Below are 21,493 nucleotides of genomic sequence, written 5' to 3'. Positions count from 1 at the left end.
GTGGAACAGGCGTAATAGAGAGTTGGGCACAGCATGGGAATCGGCCCGTTCGAGTTCGCCGCGCCGCGGCAAATTGTTTTCGGCTGGGGACGCCGCGCCGAGTTGACGGCGCTGGCCGCGCCATTTGCGCGGCGCGTGTTTTTGGTCACGGGCTCGCGGACGTTGGAAGAGACTGGCCGGGTCGATGATCTTTTGACCGGACTGCGCGCGGGCGGAATCGAACCGGTGCATCTGGGGTCCGTGGCGGGGGAGCCAACGGTGCGCGACGTCGATCTGGCGGCTGCCGACTTGTTGAGCCATCAGCCTGCGGCCGGCGACGCCATGCTGGCCCTGGGGGGCGGGTCGGCGATTGATCTGGCCAAAGCGGTGGCGGCCATGGCGACCAGCCCCGACCGCGTGAGCGTCAAGGAGTTTTTGGAAGGGGTGGGGAGCGGACGGACCATCGATTGGGAACCGCTGCCGATCATCGCGCTGCCGACCACGGGGGGCACAGGGGCCGAGGCGACGCGCAACGCCGTGATTTCGTCGCAATTTCCGTCGTTCAAGAAGAGCTTGCGCTCGCCGCGACTTGTGCCGCGGTTGGTGGTGGTCGACCCGGAATTGGCGGCCAGCGCGCCGCCGCACGTTACCGCCTGGACCGGCATGGACGCCATTACGCAGTTGTTGGAAAGCTACGTCTCGCGGCGCGCGACGCCGATTACCCGCGCGCTGTGTGAGACTGGCATGACAGGCGCACTAACGGCCTTGCGCGCGGCGGTGGACGATGGCGAGTCGCGCCCGGCGCGTGAGAAGATGGCGCAGGCCGCGCTCTTGTCGGGCATGGCGCTGGCCAACTCGGGTCTAGGCATGGCGCATGGCGTGGCCGCCGCACTGGGGGTGCATGGACAGATTTCGCACGGGTTGGCGTGCGCGGTGATGCTGCCGGTGGCGATTGAGGCAAACCGCGAGCAGTGTCGGGCCGACCTGGCGCGCGCGGCGCGGCTATTGACCGGCAGTGAGGCGACCGATGACGACGCGGCGATCGACGGCCTGCTTGGCGAGTTGGAGGGGTTTTACAGCGAGGCGGAAATCCCTTGCTGGCTGTCGAGCTTGAACATTTCGATCGAGTTGTTGGGCGACCTGGTGCGCGACTCGCGCGGCAGCAGTATGAGCGGCAACCCGCGCGACCTGTCGGACGACGAACTGGCGCAACTGTTGGAAGCGAACTGGTAGGGATCGCATGATTCTGGCCGCAGGACTCACGCCCGCCTGGCAACAGATTCTGGTGTTCGACCAGTTTTCAGTGGGAGAGGTCAATCGGGCGGCGCAGGCGCACTGGTGCGCGTCGGGCAAGAGCGTGAACGTGGCGCTCGCGCTGGCGGCGTTGGGCGCCGAAACGGCGTCGCTCTCGCTTACCGGCGGCACGACAGGCGCGCGGCTCAAGCACGATCTGGTTGGACATGGGATTGCCGCCGATTGGGTGGAGACCGCTTGCGCCACGCGCGTTTGCACCACGATTGTTGATCGGCGCACAGGCTCGACCACGGAGTTGGTGGAGCACGCGGCGCCGATCAGCAGTGCGGAAATGCAGGCTTTCGAGGCCACGTACGAGCGACTGGCAGCGCGGGCCGGCGCCATCGTGCTCAGCGGATCGTTGCCGCTCGGAGCGGCAGTCGATTGCTACCGGCGGCTGATGGCCAAGTCGGCGGCGCCGGTGATCCTCGACGCGCGCGGACCAGAGTTGGACGCGGCGCTTGCCGCGCGACCGCTGCTAGTCAAGCCGAATCGCGAGGAGTTGGCGCGGACCGTGCTTCGATCGATCGACAGCGACCGCGAATTGATCGCGGCGGCGCGCGGGTTGATTGAGCGCGGCGCGCGGCATGTGCTCGTCACGCAGGGCGCCGGCGCGGTCTGGTTGGTGACCGCGAATGAGGCGTTTTGCTCGCAGCCGCCACGCATCGCGGCGGTCAACGCGATTGGTAGCGGCGACTGTCTGGCGGCCGGGTGCGCGTGGTCGATCGCACGCGGGGACGACATGCTGACGGCCGCTCGTGTTGGCATGGCGGCGGCGATTGAGAATGCGCTTGCCTTGCTGCCCGCGCGGATTGATCCGCAGCGGGTGCTGGAGCGGGCGGGGACGATCGAGTTTGCGCGCAAGAGCGAGGTTTGAACCGCGGAATGGAGCAACGCAAGGGAATCGGAAACAGGGATTCGGCTATCGCCGCGTCACCATTCGCCGGACAGCATGGCGATGATTACGCCAATGACGATGCTGATGGCTGTGGCCATGAAGAACAGGAGCCAGCCCGAGATGCCGGTCGCTTCGGTGGCCCGTTCAAAGGTGCGTGTGGAGGCGTGGCGGACGCGGGCGAGAATCTCGCGCGTTTCGAAGTTGGGGCGTGTCTCTTCCTCGGCCGACATAATGGGGATGGTGTTTTGCGAGTACTCGCCCTGTGACTCGTGAGCGGGCAGGATCGCCGGCGCCGCCATATCGAACGAAGGCATGGTGTCTGGCAGTTCCAGCAACTCGTCGCTGGGGAGCGAGGCCGCCGGAAACGAACCGGAAGAATCTCCCACTGCCGGCGGAACCCAGCCGGGCTGCACCTGCCCGAGGCTGATCTTGCCTTGGCCGAGCCAAGGGGCGAGCCGCCGCACCACCTCTTCGCCCGTCTGTATGCGAGCAGTGGGCTTCTTGGTCATCATGTCGGCGACGACGTCGACAAATTCTTCGGTGAGTTCGGGGGCGAAGCGTCGGGGATCTATGGGCTGCAGATTGAGATGCGCGTAGATTTTTTCGCGCGTGCCGCCCCCCGGGAACGGCACCTTGCCGGTTGCCGCGTAATACAAGGTGCAGCCGAGCGAATAGATGTCGCTGGCGGGAGTGAGATTTTCTGGCGCGCTGATTTGCTCTGGCGAGAGGTAATCGGCGGTGCCGACGATGCGTCCGCGGCGTCCCTTGGCCGCGACGACGGTGGCGTCGAAGAAGTCGGCCAGGCCTAAGTCCGAGACTTTGGCGCGGCCAGCGGGGGTGACGAGGATGTTGCCGGGCTTCACGTCGCGGTGGATGAGCCCAATCGCGTGCGCGTGGGTGAGCCCAACCGCGGCTTGCGCCACGATACTGGCGGCGGCGCGCATGTCGAGGCGACCTTGTTTGCGCACCAAGCGGCGCAGGTCGGTGCCGGGGACGTACTCGGTGACGAGATAATGGACGTTGCCATCGTGGCCGGCATCGAGGGCGCGAACGAGGTTTTCGTGATCGAGTTGGGCCTGGGCGCGGATTTCGCGATGGAAGGCGGCGATGGCGTCGGGGGAGGAGCGATCGCGCGGCAGCACCTTGATCGCCACGATGCGCCCCATGACAGTGTGCTCGGCCTTGAAGATCTGCCCCATGCCGCCTTGACCAATCGAATCCACGACGCGGTAGGGGCCGAGGTTGAACCGCGTGCGACCCGAGAGGAGTTGCTGCGCCTGCCAACGATTCAAGCGTCCGAGTTCGACCAGTTGGCCGGCGATTTGCTCGTCGGTGGTTTCGACGGTGGTGTCGGCCTTGGTCTTGGCGTTTAGCGCACGCGTAGCGTCTGCCAGTTCGGCCGTCGAGACGAGGCCGCTGACAAGGCATCGCGACGAGAAGCTAGGACGTGCGGTACTGTCCACCGGAGCGAATGCGGAACAAGACAAGGAATATTGCCACTGGCCCCCCAGGGACGCCCTTAGCGTACTTTCGCCGCCGAAAAAGGCAAAGCAATTTGCGCAAAAATGGGGGCCCCACTTAAGAGTAGCACGCTGGCAATTGCTTGTGGCGGCCGCGGCGCGGTCGTAGCATCAAGCCAGTCAAGGGTTTTTGTTCATCGAGGAAATTGATGCTTCGTCATCTTTGCGGATTGGATTGGGGTGGATTGGGCTGTTTGGCGCTGGTTTTGTTGACCGGTCATGCCTGGGGAGCGCCGGCGGCGCCGAACATCGTGATCGTGTTCGCCGACGATCTGGGGTATGGCGACCTGGGCTGTTACGGTCATCCGACGATTCGTACCCCGCGACTCGACCAGATGGCGGCCGAGGGGATGCGCTGCACGCAGTTCTATTCGGCCGCGCCGGTGTGCAGTCCCAGCCGCGCGGCGCTGCTCACTGGCCGCTATCCAGTGCGCAGTGGCATGTATGGCCAGCGGCGGGTGTTCTTTCCGGAATCGACCGGCGGCATCGCCGACGACGAGTTGACGCTAGCCGAAGCGCTCGGCAAGCAGGGCTATCGGACCGCCGCCGTCGGCAAGTGGCATCTGGGCCACCTGCCGCAATACCTGCCGACGCGGCACGGCTTTGAAAGCTACTTTGGCATTCCATATTCCAACGACATGGGGGGAGAGGCAGGACACGGCAAGCTTCGGAACTGGCCGCTGACGCCGCTGATTCGAGATTTGGAAACGATCGAGGAGAATCCCGATCAACGACTGCTCACGCGGCGGTACACCGAGGCGGCGCTAAAATTCATCGCCGAGACGACCGAACCGGAGAACAAGGATCGCCCCTTCTTTTTGTACTTGGCGCATTCGATGCCGCATGTGCCGCTGTTCGCCAGCGACGACTTTGCCGGCCACAGCGCCGCTGGCCCGTATGGCGACGTGATCGAGGAACTCGATTGGAGCGTGGGCCAGATTTTGGATCAACTCAACAAGCTGGGACTGGCGCAGAACACGCTGGTTTTTTTCAGCAGCGACAACGGGCCGTGGATCGAGCAGAAGCAGCGTGGCGGATCGGCTGGCCTGTTGCGGCAAGGCAAGGGAAGCACGTGGGAAGGTGGGATGCGCGTGCCGGGTATCTTCTGGTGGCCGGGCCAGATCGCCCCAACGGTTTCGATGGCACTGGCCAGCGCGCTCGATTTGTTTCCGACCGTGCTTGCGCTGGCGGGGGCGCCGGCGCCGACCGATCGACCAATCGACGGCCGCGACCTGTCGGGGGTGTTGCAGCGCGGCGAGGCCAGCCCACGCGATTCGCTGTTGTATTATCGCGAAGGAGAAGTGTTCGCGTTTCGACAAGGCCCGTGGAAGCTGCATTTTAAGACGCAGAAGGGGTACGGACAGGCCAAGCCCGAGACGCATGATCCGCCGCTGTTGTTTCACCTGGAACACGATCCGGCGGAGCGCTTTGACCTGGCGAAGGAGCGGCCCGAGATCGTCACCGAGTTAACGAAGGCGGCCGAGGCGCAGCAGAGCGAGATCGCACCGGGCAAGCCACTGTTCTAAGGGGCCGCTTGTGAACGACGCTCAATCAGAACTCGATGCCCAGTCGCGAGCGGAGATCGAAGGCTTGGTTGCGCGGCTGGATGCGCTAGTGCCACAGGAGGAAGCCGCCATTGCGTTCGAGCAATACGGCGGCGACCTGGACGAATCGAAAATTGTCGCAAATCAGCGCGGTTTTTTACGATTTGGCGTTGAGATGCTTAAGTCCGCGATACTGCCGACCGGTGAGGAAGGCGATTTGCCAATCGACATTCGGTATTTGCAAACGGAACCGGCTCGTATCCGGTTTGATTGGATCGTGCGGCGCGATCGCGCAGGTTCGCCTGTCCCTGCGGACCAGCAGACTCGCTCGTACATGAAGGACCGCTTGGCGCTCGTTACTTGCGGAGTCGTCGTCTTCGCCGTTGCCGCGTTGGCGATCGTGGGGCTTTTCACTCTACTTACGTATGTGTGACACTCTCGCCATCGTCGCGCCAGGCCGCGTGCTGTTCGCCAAGAACTCGGATCGCGATCCCAACGAAGCGCAGCATCTCGACTGGCAACCGCGGCGCGCGCATCCGGCCGGGGCTAGCGTACGCTGCACCTGGATCGAGATACCGCAGGCGCGCGAAACGCACGCGGTGCTGCTTAGCCGCCCCTATTGGATGTTCGGCGCCGAGATCGGCGCCAACGAACATGGCGTGACGATTGGCAACGAGGCGGTGTTCACACGGCAGCCGTACCAGGCGCTGGGGCTGACGGGCATGGATTTGATTCGGCTGGCGCTGGAGCGGGCGGCCAGCGCGGCGGAGGCGGTGCGCACCATTGTGGAGTTGTTGGAGCGGCACGGTCAGGGAGGTGGCTGCGGTCACGAAAACCGCCGCTTCACGTATCACAACAGTTTTATCATTGCCGATCCGCGGTGCGCGTTCGTGCTGGAAACGGCGGGGCGAGAACACGCGGTCGAACCAATCCGGGGCGCGCGCAGCATCTCGAACGGACTGTCGATACCAGACTTCGCCGCGCGACACAGCGACGCGATCAAGACGCGCGTATCGGGTTGCCGACTACGCGCCGCGATCACACAGCGAGGCGCCAGCGCGGCCAATTCGCCGCGAGACTTGATGCGGATACTGCGCGATCATGGGGGCGGCGCGGATGGCAACCGGCCCGTCGAGTATCGGCCGCCACGCTATTCGCTGGTGAACGGCGGACTGCGGGCGCCATGCTGTCACGCCGGGGGACTGGTCGCGGCTTCACAGACCACGGCTAGTTGGGTGGCCGAGTTAACGCCCCACGGCTGCCGACATTGGGTGACGGCCAGCGCGGCGCCATGCACCGGCCTGTTCAAGCCCGTGGCGATCGAAGCGCCATTGGAACTGGGAACGCCGCCGACTGACCGCGCCGACGGGAGCAGCCTATGGTGGCGGCACGAGCGGTTGCACCGCGCCGTGCTGCGCAATTATGCGGCGCTGGCGCCGCGGTTTCTGCCGGAGCGCGACGAGGTGGAGTGCCGCTGGCTGGCCGAACCGCCGTCGCCGGCCGAGGCGTTTGCCGAGGGGGATCGACTGCTGGCGAAGTGGACGTACGCCATGGAGCGCCATGTTACGGCCGACCATCGGCCGTGGTTTGTGCGGCGCTATTGGAGTCGGCGAAATGCGCGGGCCGGGCTGGCATGAAGCCTGCTGAAGGGGGGGAGGAAATCTCGCCGGTTGTCGTATGGCGCCGCGGGCAGTGATAGAATTCGCGGTTAGCGATCTGGCCAATGAGGTCACGCGTCGTGTGACGAGGCGCCAGATTGGCTTGGTAACGGCAGGAATCTCATGGGCCGCGTTTGGCTCGACTTCAACGGCCAACGTCATCAGAGCGGCCTATGTGTTTGCTTGCGCACATGTCGCGCGAAGCGCAGCGCTGTTCGCTTAACCGACTAGTTTTTTCACAAGGATCGTCCGATGTCGCAATATTCGATTTCGCAACGGTTGAAATCCTGGCGCCTGGTTGCGCTGATCGGTTTGGCGCTGGTCACGCCCGTCATGGCGGATGACGATCCGGAAGCAACGGCGATTGCCGCGGTGAAGTCGAGTCACGAGCAGGTGCTTAAGTCGTTCAACGAAGGCAAGGCGGATGCCGTGGCCGCGGCGTTCTTGCCGCAAGGGGAACTGATCGACGAGGCGGGGGTGATCTACCGAGGCAACGAGGAGATCAAGTCAATCCTGACCTCGTTCTTTGAGCGATACGCGGGGGTGAAGTTGGCGCTGGACATCGAAACTGTGCGGTTGGTTGGGCCGGTGGCGATTGAAGAAGGGACGCGCGCGATGACCACGGCGGATGGCGAGGAGACTTCGCGATTTCGCTATATCGCGGTGTGGGCCAAGCCCGAGAAGCAGTGGCGACTGGCGTCGTTTCGCGACTTCGCGGAGACGCCGACGCTGAGTCCGCACGATCACCTGCAAGCGTTGAGTTGGCTGGTGGGAGATTGGCTCAACGAAGGCGCCGACGGTAGGGTGGCAATCAACTACCACTGGTCGGACGACAAGAATTATCTGTTGGGCGACTACGCCTACGAGTCAGCGGAAGGGGAGCAGCGCAAGTCGACGCATCGCATCGGTTGGGATCCGGCGGCGGGGCAGATTCGCTCCTGGCTGTTTGACGCCGATGGCGGCTTTGCGGTGGGGGGCTGGACGATGGTTGACGATGGGGCGGTGATCAAGTCGGAGTCGGTGAACCCGGATGGGACGACATCGCATGTGACGTTGCACATCATCGTGAAGGACGAAGACCATTTTGCCATCGAGGGGGTCGATCGGATCATTGGCGACAGCCTCGCGGAGGATTTCGACATTACCGTGACGCGTCGGCCCGAGGCCGTTGGCAAGTAGCGCACCGCTCGATGATAAGGGTAGAAGTCATGAACAGGTTTGTTTGCCCACGGCTGACACGACTGTTGATCGTTGTTTGTTTGCTGCACTGGACGGGTATCGCCGATGGCCGAGGCGGCCGGGGAGGTGGTGGCGGCGGTAGAGGAGGGGGGGGCATGCATGGCGGTGCCCGGCCCTCGATGGGACACATGGGGGGTGGCGGGGGCCGTTCGATGGGAGGCTATGGCGGGGGACACTCGATGTCGCGCCCGCAGACTTCACGCCCGCAAATGTCGCGACCGAACATGAGCCGGCCATCGATGAATCAGGCGTCGCGCCCCAGTGGAGGTGTGCGGCCGAATGTTGGCGCGCGGCCCGGTGGCGGCAACTTTCATCCTTCGGGGGGGCGGCCGAACTTCTCGCCGGGTGCTCGACCAGGAAGCGGCAACATCGCCAATCGACCGAGCGTGCGCCCGCCAAGTAACGTGGGGCCGACGACGCGCCCCTCGTTTCCTTCCGGTGGTCTGGCCAGCGCGAATCGACCAAACATTGGTAACCGTCCTGGCGGCGGCAACTTGCCGGGCACCGGCGGAAATCGGCCCAATATTGGCGGGAATCGCCCGACGACTTTGCCGGGCAACGTGGGACGACCGGGCGGTGGCAACCGACCCAGTATCCCTGGCAGCCGACCGGGTCAGCCGGGGGGCGGCAATCGACCGAGCATCCCGGGAAATCGGCCTGGAACGCCTGGCGACCGCCCTGGAATCGGCAACCTACCGGGACGCCCTGGCGGCGGCAATCGACCGAGCATCCCTGGCAATCGACCGGGCGTGCCCGGCGACCGTCCCGGCATTGGTAATCGACCGGGACGCCCTGGTGACCGGCCCGGCATCGGCGATCGGCCGAGCATTGGCGGAAACCGACCGGGACGACCAGGGGGGAACATCAATATCGGCAACGATGTGAACATTGGCGGTGGCAACATTGGCATCGGGAACATCGGTGGCGGCAATGTCGGAATTGGCAACCGGCCTGGCTGGGATCGACCCAATTGGAACAATCCCGGCTGGGGCTGGGGCGGCGGCTGGGGAGGGAATGGCTGGGCCGGCAACTGGCACAACCACTGCATCAATCCGCACTATGGTTGGTACAACGGCTGCTGGAACAACTATTGGGGGAGCAATTGGTATCGGCCGCTGGCGTGGGGAGCGGTGGGCTGGGGGCTAGGGTCCATGACCAGCGGCTGGGGGTATGGCGGAGGTTACTACAACCCGTACTACACCAGCGCGGTGGCGGCCAGTCCGGCTCCGTACGACTACTCGCAACCGATCGTCGTCAACACATATTCGTCCGACGTCAATAGCGGCGATGGTGGCGCGAGCGCGCCCATCGATTCGCCGCCGGCTGATCCGGCGGCAGCGCAGGCGACGAAGCTATTCGACGAGGGCCTGGCCCTGTTCAAGTCGGGCGACTATCGCGGTTCGCTGGCGAAGTTCGATGCGGCGCTGGCCAAATTGCCGGGCGATCCGGTGGTGCATGAGGTGCGCGCCTTGGCCTTGTTTGCGCTGGGTGACTACAAGCAGGCCGCGGCGGCGCTTAACTCGCTGCTATCGAGCGCGCCAGGGATGGACTGGACCACGATGAGCAGTCTGTATGGCAACACCGACGACTATCAGAAGCAGTTAGATAAGCTGCACGACTTTACCGAGGCGAACCCCAACGACTCAGCGGCGCACTTCGTGCTGGCGTATCACGCCTTGGTGTTGGGCGACAAGCAGTCGGCGATCGACGCGCTGAAGGTGGTGGTCGCGAATCAGCCAAAGGACGCCACTGCCAAGCGGATGCTCGACGCGCTCGCGCCGGCAAACGCTACGCCGAAACCCGCTACGCCCGCCGCGCCTGATGCGGCGCCAGCGCCGGAGATCGATTTGGTTGGCCTGTGGCGAGCCAAGGCCGACGGCACGCAGATCGACCTGAAGATCACGGAGGACTCGCAGTTTCAGTGGAAGGCCGCCACGGACGGCAAGCCGCCCGTGGAACTGAAGGGCACCTTGGCGTCGACCGCCGATGAGTTGGAATTTGCAAGCGAAGGGCAAGGTTCGATGGCCGGCGCCGTGAAGCCGCTGGGGCCGGACAAGTGGCAGTTCTCGCTCGCTGGCGCGCCGCCAACGGCGCCAGGGCTGACGTTTGAACGCGTGAAGAAATAGAGCAGCAGAGTTCGTAAGGAGATGCTGCGCACGCAGCGCAACGGTCAATCGCGTTGACCAGCAGCGCGCTGGCGTGGTTCGGAGGCATGGTGCGGCAGCGTGAATTGAGAGATCGCTCGCTTTTATCAGGGAGCGGCGGCGCTTTTCGAGCATGGCGCCACAAACGCGCGCTATGGGGGGTATAATCGACCGGCGCGCGGATTCGCGCGCCACGAACATGCTTCTGGCACTTTAGCCCACGAGACGTTTCATGCTTCGATATCGACTCTTGATTTGCCTGGTTGTCGGATGTCTTTTCGCCTCGCTAGCGCGGGCCGAATTCAAGGTCGGCGTGGGGAAGGAGCTGATCACTCCTGATCCGCTGTTGCCACTTTCTGGCGGTGTGGGAGCGGGGGCTCCGGCGACGAGCAAACAAGGCGATTTGCACGCCCGCGCGCTGGTGCTGGAGCAGGGGGACGTGCGCGTGGCGGTGGTGCAGCTTGACTTGTTGGGCTTTCCGGGGGTGCTTTGCGCGCGCGTCCACAAGCAGGTACCGCGGATCCCGGCCGACAACATCTTGATCGGCTCGACGCACACGCACAGCGCGCCCGACTGCTATGGCTTTCCGAGCCTGACTGGCAAACCGGGCGGCAACCTGAAGTACATGGACTATGTGTGCAACCAGGCGGCCAAGGCGATCAACGCGGCGATTGACCAACTGCAGCCGGCGCAATTGAAGATCGCCACCGGCAAAGCGGAAGGCAAGATCTCCTATAACTACTATGCGCCGGAGCTATTCGATCCGCGGATGAGCGTGATACAGGCAGTGACTCCAGAAGGCAAGACGATCTGCACGCTCGTCAATTACGCGATCCATCCCGAGGTGCTGGGCAACCGCCAAGGCATTCTCAGTCCCGATCTGGTGGGTCCCTTGTGCGACAAGCTAGAGGCCGACATGGGGGGGATGGGCATGTTTATGAACGGCGCGCAAGGGGGCATGATCACTGCCGATAATCGACTGTTGGACCAGCCCTCCGATCCCTTGAAGGCGCGCTGGCACGACGCCCGCACCTGGGAAGAGTGCTTGCGCATTGGTCACCTGATGGCGTCGGAGGCGCAGCGCATTGTGAAGGACGAAAAGCCGCAGGCTGATCCGGCGCTGTCGTGCCACGCGCTACAGGTGAAGTTTCCGGTCGACTCGCGACTGATGTGGATGATCTTAAAGGGCTCGCCGCTCAAGTATCCGCACAACGACGACAAGTCGATCAACTCGCGGATGAATCTGGTCAACATCGGCAATGCGCAGATCGTGACGATTCCTGGCGAGGCGCTGCCGAACATCGGCTACTACCTCAAGCGCAACATGAACGGCAAACACAACCTGCTGTTCGGTTTGACCAACGACGCCTTTGGGTACATTTTGACCAAGGTCGACTTCAAGAGTTTTGAGCGCTACGACTACGTTTCTGAGACGTCGCTGGGAGAGCGGACCGGCGAGATCTTGATCGAGAGCGCGCTGAAGCTGGTTCACGACTCGCCGCGACCCAGCCAATAAGGCGGCGCAAGGTAGTGGTCGCGCTGTAAAATCTTCGTCAAAGATCGGGCGGCGTACGGCATCACCCGGCGTGAGTGGCGGGCGCAACTGGATTGGCGCTTGCCGCGGCAGTATGCTGTTGTCGTCGAGGCGCGCCAGCCCGGCATTGTTCGGATTGCAACGAATGGGAGAGCAACCATGGTGAAAGCGCGAAGCGGCATCGCACGGCGTCAGTTTTTGAAATCGGCCGCGGCAGCGACAAGTGCTGCGCTGGTGGCGCCGACGATCATCCCGAGTTCGGCCCTGGGGCGCGATGGCGCCGTAGCGCCGAGCGAGCGCGTCGTGCTGGGCGGGATCGGCATTGGCAATCGCGGCACGTACGACCTGGGCTGCTTTCTGGAGCAGAAAGACGTGCAGTTCGCGGCGGTTTGCGACATCAAGGAGGAGCGCCGCGTCAAAGTTAAGGAGATGGCCGACAAGCAGTATGGCAATCAAAACTGCGCCATGTATCGCGACCTGCGCGAGCTATTGGACCGCAGCGACATCGACGCGGTGCTGATCGCGACGGGGCCCAACTGGCACGCCACGGCCGCCATGTTGGCCGCGAAGGCCGGCAAGGATATGTATTGCGAAAAACCTTGCACCAAGAACATTGCGCAAAGCCTGATCCTGGCAGAAACGATGCGCCGCACCGCCCGCGTTTTTCAGGCGGGCACGCAGCGGCGCAACCTGCCGCACTTCGCTTTCGCCTGCGAGTTGGCTCGGTCGGGCCGATTGGGCAAGCTCAAAAAGGTTTACGCGCACCCGGCGGGGATGCAAGCGCTGATGAGCGGTTGGTTGCCCGCGGAGCCCGAGCCGAGCCGAGAGGTGGTGGACTGGGATCTGTATCTTGGTCCCGCCGCGTGGAGACCCTTTAACGCCAAGCTGCTGGACGGCTTCAACTTTGAAAAGGGGGGCGGCTTGGTGGGGGGCGGCGTGCTGGAATGGGGATCGCACTGCGTCGACCTTTGCCAATGGGCGGTGGGAGACTGCCCGCCCCCGGTCGAATATAACGCGCCAAAAGATGGGCAACTGGTGGCGCGCTACGAGAATGGCGTGGAGTTGATCTTCCGCGAGACGGGTTGGATACCGCTGGGGTCTTGCCCGGTGCGATTTGAAGGGGAGACGGGCTGGGTGGAAGCGGGGGACAGCGGGAAGCTGGTTCTCAGCTCGCCGGAGCTATTGGCGGGGCGGACGGTCGAGGAGATCGGCGGCTACCCGGCGACATTCCACGTGCGCGATTTTCTCGACTGTGTGAAGACGCGCAGCCTGCCAAAGGGGAACGCCGACGCGGCCTGCAACGCGCACATCGCCTGCCACGCGGCGAACATCGCGCTCTATTTGGGTCGGCAGGTCAAGTACGACCTGGCGAAGAACGAATTCGTCGACGACGAACCGGCCAACCGTTTGCGTTCTGAGGCGCTGCGGGAGCCGTGGCGGCTGTAATAGTCTTCTTGGCGCAAAGCTTCGCGACACCTCCTCATTGTTCGAGATACGCAATTATGTTCATCAAACAATATGCTTTCCGCTGGTTCGTGATGGCCGCCTTGGTCTTTACCTTAGTCGCGCCAGCGGCCTGGGCCGAAGGGGGGCACAAAGTGTCGCCCGAGGAAGAAGCCAAGTTGCTGGCGATTTTGCGTTCCGACGCGCCGGCGGCCGACAAGGCAATTGCCTGCAAGCGGCTGGCGATCGACGGCTCCAGCGCAGCGGTTCCTGATTTGGCGAAGCTGCTGACCGACCTGGAGTTGGCGTCTTGGGCGCGTATCGCGTTGGAGGCGATTCCCGGCGCGGCGGCCGACGATGCGCTGCGGACAGCCAGCGACACTTTGCAAGGTAAGTTGCTGGTGGGCGTGATCAATTCGATTGGCGTGCGGCGCGATGCGGGCGCCGGCGAGCAATTGCGCGCCAGACTGACGGATAGCGACGCGCAGGTGGCGGCTGCGGCGGCGGTGGCGCTGGGTCGCATTGGCGACGCGGCGGCCATTGAGGCGCTGCGTGGCCAACTGGCTATCGAGCCGATGGCGGTGCGTTCGGCGGTGGCCGAAGGTTTGGTGCTGTGCGCCGAGCGATTGCAGGCCGATGGCAATGCGGCCATGGCGACGAAGATTTATGACGAAGTGCGCAAGGCCGACGTGCCAAAGCCAAGAGTGTCTGAGGCGACGCGCGGCGCGATCTTGGCACGCGGGCAAGATGGTATCCCGCTGCTCATGGAGCAACTGCAATCGCCTGATGAGGGGTTGTTTCAGGTGGCGCTCGGCACGGCTCGCGAGTTTGCTGGCGGCGAAGTTGATCGGGTGCTGGCCGATCAGGTTGCCCAGGCGACGCCCGAGCGTGGGGCGCTCATCTTGCAAGCGATGGCCGATCGACCCAAGACGATCGACTTGGCGCGCGTGCTACAGTTTGCGGCTTCCGGCTCCAAGCCAGTGCGCATCGCGGCGGTTGGCGCCTTGGGCCGCGTGGGGAACGAGTCATGCTTGGCGACGCTGTTGGACGCCGGGACTGACCCCGACGCCGAACTGGCGACGTCCGCCAACGCGGCGCTGGCCGCGCTGCCGGGCGAGAAAGTGAATGCTCAAATTGTGGCCTTGCTGCCAACTTCCGCCGGAGCCAAGTATCGGCTGCTGATCGACACCGTGGGGCAAAGGCGGATCGAAGCGACGCCGCTGTTGGTCAAAGCGCTCGAACACGCGGATGCGGCCACGCGAGCGGTGGCGTTGACCGCACTGGGAAAGACGGTCGGCGCCAAAGATTTGCCGGTTTTGATCGCGCAAGTGGTGGCGCCGGCGCATGCCGCAGACCGAGAGGTGGCCGAGCGAGCGCTTAAGGAGGCCAGTGTGCGGATGCCGGATCGAGAGGCGTGCGCCACGGAGCTGGCGGCTGCGGTGGATCGCGCATCGACGGCGGCGACAAAAGGGGCGGTGCTGGAGGTGCTGGCGGCCGTGGGGGGCGCCAAGGCGCTGGAGGCGGTCGGCGCGGCGGCCAAAAGCAGCGACCCGCAGTTGCAGGATGTCAGCACTCGCGCGCTCGGGGAATGGATGACGGAGGACGCCGCGCCGGTGCTACTCGATCTAGCGAAGACGATTGGTGAGGACAAGTACAAGGTGCGCGCGCTACGCGGCTACATCCGTATTGCGCGGCAGTTTGTCTTGCCCGAGGAGCAGCGCGTGGAGATGTGTCAGCAGGCGCTGGCGGTGGCGCAACAACCGGCGGAAAAGAAGCTGGTGCTTGACGTGCTCAAACGCTATCCGAGCGTTGCGACCTTGAAGATGGCCGTTGCCGCCATGCCGGACGCCGAGCTCAAGGCGGCGGCGACAGCGGCCACGCTGGCGATCGCGCAGAAGCTGGTGAAGAACCATGTGGATGTGAGCGAGATCTTGGCCGGCGCCGATTTTGAGCCGATGAAGGTGTCGATCGTCAAGGCGGAATACGGCGCCGATTCAACCTGGAAGGATGTGACCGAGGCATTGGTGAAGCAACTGGGCGACTCTCCGCTGGTGAAGCTGCCGGATGGCTACAACGCGTGCTTCGGCGGCGATCCGGCGCCGGGTGTAGCCAAGCAATTGAAGATTCAATACGAGATCAGCGGCAAGCCGGGCGAGGCGTCGTTTGCTGAGGACGCAGTGGTGTTGCTGCCGATGCCGAAGTGATGGTTGGGGAGCTGGGGAAGAAGAAGGAATCACCTCGATAGAAGTTAGTCGGGCAAATCAATTGAGCGGGGCGTTAGACTGTGGGACCGCAAGAGGATGATTTGATCGACGGTCAAAGAGTTTGTCGCGCACGAACCAGTCGCGAGCTTCCTCGTAGCGACGCATTGGCACACGAAACGCTCCATACGTCCGCGAACTGGGCTGGTCGTAGAAGACCACATATTCGCCGTCGTCGGTCAATAGGCGCACCTCGGTTATCACTTCGCCGTTGGAACGTGTGTCTGTGATGTCAATGCCGATCATGCGCCGCAAGGCTTTCTCCTCAAAAGTAAGATGCGGAGAATTGCCGACAGGTTCGATCGAATTCTGCTTGATCAGAGCGCAAGGCCAAGCGCAATCGGGTAGTACTGGCGATTGCTACGAATTACCTCACCAGACTGGAAGATCAAGCCGCTCTGGCTGCATATTGTCACGGGAAAAGTCGCACCGTAGAACAGACTGGTAATTAACACTTTCGGAGACCGCGTATGACGCATTACTTGGTCTATTGGAAGCCGCAAACAGTGATTGACCATGCCGACCAAGATTACGTAGGACACTCAGCAAGCGACCAATACGATCGCATTGCCACCGGCGACGTGCTATGGATCGTGTCAAGCGAGCGGCCAGGCGATTTGCTGCTGGTCGCGCGGCAGCGCGTGGACCGAGTTGTTAACCAGCAAGAAGCCGAGCGCGTGCTGCAAACCACGAAGCTTTGGCCGGCTCGCTTTCATGTACTCTCTGAGCCCGGTGAAAAGCCGATGATCGATATCTCACGATGGGCGCTGCAACTGCGTTTCGACGGCGTCGTCGATTCGCTGCCAGCAGATTTCACTGGGCAACATCTTCAGCGCATGCGCCGTCTCGATCGCGAGTCGGCCCAGTTGATGGAAGAGCTATGGGCCGATCGCCATAACGTAGTCGAGTAGGGGACGTCCTGGGCCGCGGGCAAGGTTAGAAGCGTACGTCACGTGTTGGTGGAACCGAAGCATGGTGGCCTCATATTTGTGGGCACAAATAGTCGCTCGACGCAGCTATTGCACGTAGTTTTACTGCCGGCGCATGCATTGGAAGGAAGGGACAGATACCCGAAAGAGGCGCATTAAGCAGCGCAGTTCATGCACGAAACGGTGGGGAGCGTGCAAGGGGCGGTCGATCCGCGCATAAAAAAACCCCGTGACGGCGGGGTTTTTGGCGTCGCGCGCCGACATGCGGCGACGGAGTGGAGGATAGGGGATTTGAACCCCTGACCTTCTGGCTGCCAGCCAGACGCTCTCCCAATTGAGCTAATCCCCCGAATGTTCGGTCAGAGTGAGTATCGTACAATTTTTGTCGTCGCGTGTCACGGGCAGCGCGGCGAACTTTGAAAGAATGCCATGAATCGCAAGACAACGCGCGACATGCGACCGGAAAAGCCGAGTTTTTGCCCGCTAACTTCAAGCCCGCCAAAGAGAAACGCCGCGGATCAATTGGCAGCGACGGTGCGCGATCAGTTTCCGCCGGGACTGTCGGCGCCGGCGCTACGGGCTTTGACGGCGGCTGGGCTGACCGGCTTGGATCAGCTTGCCCGAGTGACGGAAACAGAGGTGGCCAAGTTGCACGGGATGGGTCCCAAAGGTGTATCAACGCTGCGCGCGGCGCTGTGAAAGCGGGGAAAGTCGTTCAAAGTCTAGGCCAATGGCGGTGGACGGGCAGACTGCACGCGGCGCAATTGACACTGCCGCGCTGGCGCGGATAGTCTGAATCGGCTGTTCCGGCGATTCTGCGGCCGGAGTCCTATTGGGAACCGGATATGCTTTGCGCTGGTCGACGACGGTTGTGGTCGCTGACGCTGGTGGCGATGTATTTCGCCGCGAGCGCCGGGGGCGCGCTGTTTCACGACGCGCACAGCCACGGCTGCGGCGAGCAGTGCGACCTTGCCGGCCAGCGACACTCGCAACGGCCGGCGTGTGACCACCATCATGGCCACTCGCACCGGGCCAAGCACGACCATCAGCACGCGGGCCATGACCAGCACGGCGGCGAACAGCGCTCTGGCGGCGTTCCAGCCTCGCCCTTGCGGCCGCTGGAAGGATGCGCCGCTTGCCGACTTTTGGCTTCGCCGGCGCTGGCCACGATGTGGCAGCCTCTATTCGAGCCGGTGGCCACGGTCCAACCGCTGGAGCTTGCCGAGTTTCGTCTACCCGAGCTGGAACGGTTTGGCTCGTTTCGCTCGCGCGCTCCTCCCAGCGCTAGCTGAAGCGCGAGTCTCTGTTTGCCGACGGCGCATGTGCTGCGCTGGTTGTCGGCTTCTTAGCGATTGACGTCTGCCCGCGCGCCGTGCGCGTGGGAGGCGCATTGGGAGGAACGGTCATGTCACGCGTACATCGCGGTTTCACGCTCGTGGAGCTATTGGTGGTGATCGCCATCATCGGCATTTTGATCGCGCTGCTCTTGCCGGCGGTGCAAGCCGCGCGGGCCAGCGCCCGACAGGTTTCTTGTCGCAACAACCTGCGGCAGTTGGGAATTGCGCTGCACAACTACCATGGCGCGCTGGGGTCGTTGCCAGCCGGTTGGATTGGTGTGGAGGCGGCGACCGGCAAGCCAAGCCCGCAGGGAGAACCGGGATGGGGTTGGGGGGCGCTCTTGTTGCCGTATGTCGAGCAGGGGGCAGTGAGCCAATCGCTGATCCGGCGCGAGCGTCCGCTAATGGCGGCGATTCATGCGCGGGTTCGGGAGCTGCCGCTGCCGTTGTTTCGTTGTCCGGCGGATGTGGGGGAGCCAACCTTTGAGATGTTTGCGGCCCACGAGCATGAGGACGAGCACGATGATGAGCATGAACACGAGGGGGAGCCGTTGGCCGTGCTGGCGACTGCCAACTACGTGGGGACGTTTGGCACGCAGGACATTCATCCTTGCCTGGAGGTGGGGCCGGGAACGATCTGTCGCGCGGATGGCGTGTTCTTTCACAATAGCGGGATCCAGTTTCGTGACATTCGCGACGGGCTAAGCCAGACCTTCGCCGTTGGCGAGCGCTCGTCGCGGCTGATGCCATCGGCCTGGATCGGCGTGGCGCCGCACGGCGACCACTCGTTGATGCGAATCGTAGGGACCGCCGATCACGCGCCCAATCATCCGAGCGGTCATTTTGACGATTTCGGCAGTTACCACGCGGGGGGCTGCCACTTTGTGATGGGAGATGGCTCGGTGCAGCTCATCGCTGAAACGATCGACCTCAAGACGTATCAAGCGCTTGCGACGCGCGCTAGTGGGGATATAGTGGGCGAGTTCTGAGTCGAGATCCCGGGGGAAGAGATCCATCGTGGCTTTTCTCTCCCCTCGCCGTCCCAACGGAGGAGCCGCGCGTGCCGCAACCGATTCGCATAGGAGTGCTAGGCGCCGCGCGGGTGACGCAGCAGGCGTTGTACGCGCCGGCCAGGCACGTGCCGGGGGTGGCGGTGACGGCAATCGCGGCGCGCGACAGGCAGCGGGCAGAACAGCAAGCGCAGAAGCGAGGGGTGCCGCGGGTACACGACTCGTACCAGGCGCTATTGGCTGATCCGGAGATCGACGCGATATATATTCCGCTCCCCAACTCGCTGCACTGCGAATGGACGATTCGAGCGCTCGAGGCGGGCAAGCACGTGCTGTGTGAAAAGCCGATCGCCTGTAACGCCGAGGAGGCCCGGCAAATGGCGGCGGCGGCAGAGCGGACGGGGCGAGTGCTGATCGAAGCAATGCACTCGCGCTACCATCCACTGCACGATCGGGTTGCAGAGCTACTGCGAGAGGGGGTGGTGGGGGAAATTCGGCATGTCGAGGCGCATACTTGCTTTGTCATCGCCAATGGCAAGGATATTCGCTGGCAGTACGCAATGGGCGGCGGCGCGCTGATGGACCTGGGGGTTTATGGGATGTCGTGGGCCCGGTTTCTGGCGGGGGAGGAGCCGACAGTCCCTGCTGCGACCGTGAAGCTGGCGAGCCCGAATGTGGATCGCTGGATCGACGCGCGGCTTGCGTTTCCGAGCGGAGCGAGCGGGCGGATTCTGTGCTCGATGTGGGGCTGGCCCATCATGGACGGCCGCAGTTGGGTGGAAGGGACCGCGGGAAAGCTGGTGATCGACAACCCGACTGCGCCGCAACTGTTTTACAAGATTGAGTTGCAAGCGGGGGACAAGAAGACGCGCTACCAGGTGAAGAAGAGGCCGGGGACGTACGAGTTGCAACTTGCGGCCTTCGCGCGGGCGATACAGACGGGTGAAAAGCCGCGGACGGGCGCCGACTATTTCATTGCGAATATGGCGGCGATCGACGCGATTTACCGCGCGGCGGGCTTGTCGCCGCGCGGGATGCAGACAGCAGGCCGGTCGTAGCGGGCGCCGCAAGGAGTCACTCTATTCCGCGGCTTCCGCCTCGGCTTGAGTGGCGCTCGCGCCGCGTGGTTCCGTGCCGCCGCGCCAATATCCATAGCCCAACGTCGCCCAATCGGCGTAGCGTGTTTCGAGCGCCATGAGTTGCTCGTCCATCCATGCGGAGAACCCGAGAAAGACTGGCGCTCCTTTGGCGCTCCACTCGTGATAGGGATCGCTGACGAGTCCGCTGATTCCGCGAATTGGCTTGTGCTGGGTCATGGTCCGCCTCTTTCCTCTGCTCCGTCTCTCGCGCCAATGCCTCTCCAAGTTCGTCGATCTTGGCGAGCAAACCTTGTTCCTAGGCTTGCAAGCGAAAATTGGCAGTCGTTGTTACTCTCGCTCTCAAGCTATTAGTACGACGGAGGTAACGGCCAGTTGGTTCGCGCCGGAAAAAGTGGTTCATAGCGTGGTGCAAACTGACGCCGCTCGCCGCTCATGCGGACGCCCAACGACCAATCGAGATGGTTCGCTGAGTTGACCGCCGGTGGCTCCAGCAACGGACTCTTATTCGAGCCGGGCATCGATTTCGGCCTGGCGCCCCCAGGGGCCCGGCGTGGGATCGGCGACGCCGACCGTCTCGCGCACGGTCCAAAAGGGGCGTCCTTTGACGTTATCGTAGATGCGGCCCAAGTATTCGCCGCAGATGCCGAGGCAGAGCAATTGAACTCCGCCGATGAAGAGCACGCAAATGACAATGGAAGCGGTGCCGGGGACGGCATGCAGGCCCCAGAAGAATCCGGGAAACAAGCGGAGAAGCAAGGTGAACACGGCGCCGACGAAGGCCACAACGGAGACTAAGGCGCCGAATAATGTGGCCAACCGAAGCGGCACGATCGACGAGCTAAGAATGCCATCGATGGCCAAGCCGAACAGACGTTTGAAGTTGTATTTAGTGACCCCGGCGGCGCGGTGCTTCCGCTCGTACGGCAAGGGACATTGGCGAAAGCCGACCCAAGAGCGCAGACCGCGGAGGAACGGTTTGCGTTCAGGCATCCTTTTGAGAATCTCAACGACCCGACGATCCATGACGGAAAAGTCGCCGGCCTCGAGAGGGACTTCCATCTCGGCCAAGAAGGCGAGGATACGGTAGAAGGCATGATAGGCCGCGCGAAGCACCATCCCTTCTTTGCGCTGCTGGCGGACGCCGTAGATGACATCGAACCCGGCTTCCCAGCGGCGGAAGAATTGATCGAGAATCTCGGGGGGGTCTTGCAGGTCGGCATCGAGCACGGCGACCAGGTCGCCGTGCGTGGCGTGCAATCCGGCGCGGAGCGCGGTTTGGTGTCCAAAGTTGCGGCCAAAGCGAACGCACTTCCAGCGCGAGTCGCGCTCATGAAAAGCGAGCAGCAGATCCCATGTGCGATCGGTCGAGCCGTCGTCGACCAAAATCACTTCGTAGGGCGCGCCCCAGCCTTCGGCCACGGCGCTCAAGCGGCGGTACAGTTCGGGCAGCACCGCTTCTTCGTTACAGCACGGAATAACAACCGACACCAACGTATCGGGCCCAATGGCGCGGGCCTTAGCGTCGACGGTGCATTCGGTAGTGGCCATGACGTTGGCGGAGGAGAGGCGAAGAGCGCCCCGGCAGCGCGGGGCCATGCACGATT

19 protein-coding genes and 1 tRNA gene are annotated in these 21,493 nt (G+C 63.3%); 15 read left to right on the top strand and 5 right to left on the bottom strand.

The features are described from left to right. Positions 1 to 33: 33 nt before the first annotated feature. Both K1X71_12840 and K1X71_12835 read left to right on the top strand, forming a co-directional pair. A complete protein-coding gene (locus K1X71_12840; GenBank protein ID MBX7074026.1) occupies positions 34 to 1,212 on the top strand; it encodes an iron-containing alcohol dehydrogenase in 1,179 nt (392 codons plus the stop codon). Positions 1,213 to 1,219: 7 nt separating this feature from the next. Then, positions 1,220 to 2,149, top strand: coding sequence for a hexose kinase (locus K1X71_12835; protein ID MBX7074025.1), 930 nt, complete (start codon positions 1,220 to 1,222; stop codon positions 2,147 to 2,149). A 56-nt stretch (positions 2,150 to 2,205) separates the two neighbouring features. Here K1X71_12835 and K1X71_12830 read toward each other — a convergent pair whose 3' ends face one another. Then, positions 2,206 to 3,369 carry a serine/threonine protein kinase gene (locus K1X71_12830; protein MBX7074024.1) on the bottom strand — a complete coding sequence of 388 codons (1,164 nt, stop codon included), beginning with the start codon at positions 3,367 to 3,369 and terminating at the stop codon, positions 2,206 to 2,208. 470 nt (positions 3,370 to 3,839) lie between these two features. Between K1X71_12830 and K1X71_12825 the strand changes: the two genes are divergently transcribed. The 8 genes from K1X71_12825 to K1X71_12790 all read left to right on the top strand — a co-directional run bounded on the left by K1X71_12825 (position 3,840) and on the right by K1X71_12790 (position 15,456). Next, the gene (locus tag K1X71_12825) at positions 3,840 to 5,216 is read left to right on the top strand and encodes a sulfatase (GenBank protein MBX7074023.1); all 1,377 of its coding nucleotides are present in this window, start codon (positions 3,840 to 3,842) and stop codon (positions 5,214 to 5,216) included. A 10-nt stretch (positions 5,217 to 5,226) separates the two neighbouring features. Further along, a complete protein-coding gene (locus K1X71_12820; protein ID MBX7074022.1) occupies positions 5,227 to 5,667 on the top strand; it encodes a hypothetical protein in 441 nt (146 codons plus the stop codon). Beyond that, on the top strand, positions 5,660 to 6,871 hold the full coding sequence (locus tag K1X71_12815) for a hypothetical protein (GenBank protein MBX7074021.1): 1,212 nt from the start codon (positions 5,660 to 5,662) through the stop codon (positions 6,869 to 6,871). The genes K1X71_12820 and K1X71_12815 overlap by 8 nt, the downstream gene beginning before the upstream one ends. A 273-nt stretch (positions 6,872 to 7,144) precedes the next feature. Continuing rightward, positions 7,145 to 8,071: an SgcJ/EcaC family oxidoreductase gene (locus K1X71_12810; GenBank protein MBX7074020.1), complete on the top strand. Its 927-nt coding sequence runs from the start codon at positions 7,145 to 7,147 to the stop codon at positions 8,069 to 8,071. 284 nt (positions 8,072 to 8,355) lie between these two features. After that, on the top strand, positions 8,356 to 10,257 hold the full coding sequence (locus K1X71_12805; GenBank protein ID MBX7074019.1) for a tetratricopeptide repeat protein: 1,902 nt from the start codon (positions 8,356 to 8,358) through the stop codon (positions 10,255 to 10,257). A 250-nt stretch (positions 10,258 to 10,507) separates the two neighbouring features. After that, a complete protein-coding gene (locus K1X71_12800; protein MBX7074018.1) occupies positions 10,508 to 11,791 on the top strand; it encodes a hypothetical protein in 1,284 nt (427 codons plus the stop codon). A 177-nt stretch (positions 11,792 to 11,968) separates the two neighbouring features. Then, positions 11,969 to 13,255: a Gfo/Idh/MocA family oxidoreductase gene (locus tag K1X71_12795; GenBank protein MBX7074017.1), complete on the top strand. Its 1,287-nt coding sequence runs from the start codon at positions 11,969 to 11,971 to the stop codon at positions 13,253 to 13,255. A gap of 56 nt (positions 13,256 to 13,311) precedes the next feature. Then, positions 13,312 to 15,456 carry a PBS lyase gene (locus tag K1X71_12790; protein ID MBX7074016.1) on the top strand — a complete coding sequence of 715 codons (2,145 nt, stop codon included), beginning with the start codon at positions 13,312 to 13,314 and terminating at the stop codon, positions 15,454 to 15,456. A 57-nt stretch (positions 15,457 to 15,513) separates the two neighbouring features. Here the strand turns inward: K1X71_12790 and K1X71_12785 are convergent, their stop codons facing one another. Then, complete coding sequence (locus K1X71_12785; protein ID MBX7074015.1) at positions 15,514 to 15,768, bottom strand: hypothetical protein; 255 nt, start codon at positions 15,766 to 15,768, stop codon at positions 15,514 to 15,516. A 215-nt stretch (positions 15,769 to 15,983) separates the two neighbouring features. On the opposite strand from K1X71_12785, the gene K1X71_12780 reads away from it, so the two are divergent. Further along, positions 15,984 to 16,424, top strand: coding sequence for a hypothetical protein (locus K1X71_12780; GenBank protein ID MBX7074014.1), 441 nt, complete (start codon positions 15,984 to 15,986; stop codon positions 16,422 to 16,424). A 294-nt stretch (positions 16,425 to 16,718) separates the two neighbouring features. On the opposite strand, the gene K1X71_12775 is transcribed toward K1X71_12780, so the two are convergent. Continuing rightward, positions 16,719 to 16,791: transfer RNA gene (locus K1X71_12775), tRNA-Ala, on the bottom strand. An 80-nt stretch (positions 16,792 to 16,871) separates the two neighbouring features. Here K1X71_12775 and K1X71_12770 point away from each other — a divergent pair. The 4 genes from K1X71_12770 to K1X71_12755 all read left to right on the top strand — a co-directional run bounded on the left by K1X71_12770 (position 16,872) and on the right by K1X71_12755 (position 19,847). Continuing rightward, positions 16,872 to 17,141, top strand: a complete 270-nt coding sequence (locus K1X71_12770; GenBank protein MBX7074013.1) for a hypothetical protein — start codon at positions 16,872 to 16,874, stop codon at positions 17,139 to 17,141. 146 nt (positions 17,142 to 17,287) lie between these two features. After that, on the top strand, positions 17,288 to 17,734 hold the full coding sequence (locus tag K1X71_12765; protein ID MBX7074012.1) for a hypothetical protein: 447 nt from the start codon (positions 17,288 to 17,290) through the stop codon (positions 17,732 to 17,734). Positions 17,735 to 17,847: 113 nt separating this feature from the next. Beyond that, positions 17,848 to 18,768 (top strand): DUF1559 domain-containing protein, encoded by a 921-nt coding sequence (locus K1X71_12760; protein ID MBX7074011.1) that lies wholly within the window; start codon positions 17,848 to 17,850, stop codon positions 18,766 to 18,768. 71 nt (positions 18,769 to 18,839) lie between these two features. Continuing rightward, a complete protein-coding gene (locus K1X71_12755) occupies positions 18,840 to 19,847 on the top strand; it encodes a Gfo/Idh/MocA family oxidoreductase (protein MBX7074010.1) in 1,008 nt (335 codons plus the stop codon). Between the two features lie 21 nt (positions 19,848 to 19,868). On the opposite strand, the gene K1X71_12750 is transcribed toward K1X71_12755, so the two are convergent. Next, on the bottom strand, positions 19,869 to 20,105 hold the full coding sequence (locus K1X71_12750; GenBank protein MBX7074009.1) for a hypothetical protein: 237 nt from the start codon (positions 20,103 to 20,105) through the stop codon (positions 19,869 to 19,871). Between the two features lie 285 nt (positions 20,106 to 20,390). Next, positions 20,391 to 21,437, bottom strand: coding sequence for a glycosyltransferase family 2 protein (locus tag K1X71_12745; protein MBX7074008.1), 1,047 nt, complete (start codon positions 21,435 to 21,437; stop codon positions 20,391 to 20,393). Positions 21,438 to 21,493: the final 56 nt, after the last annotated feature.

Source organism: Pirellulales bacterium (assembly GCA_019694455.1).
Classification (GTDB): domain Bacteria; phylum Planctomycetota; class Planctomycetia; order Pirellulales; family JAEUIK01; genus JAIBBY01.
This window is presented reverse-complemented; position numbering and strand designations above follow the sequence as displayed.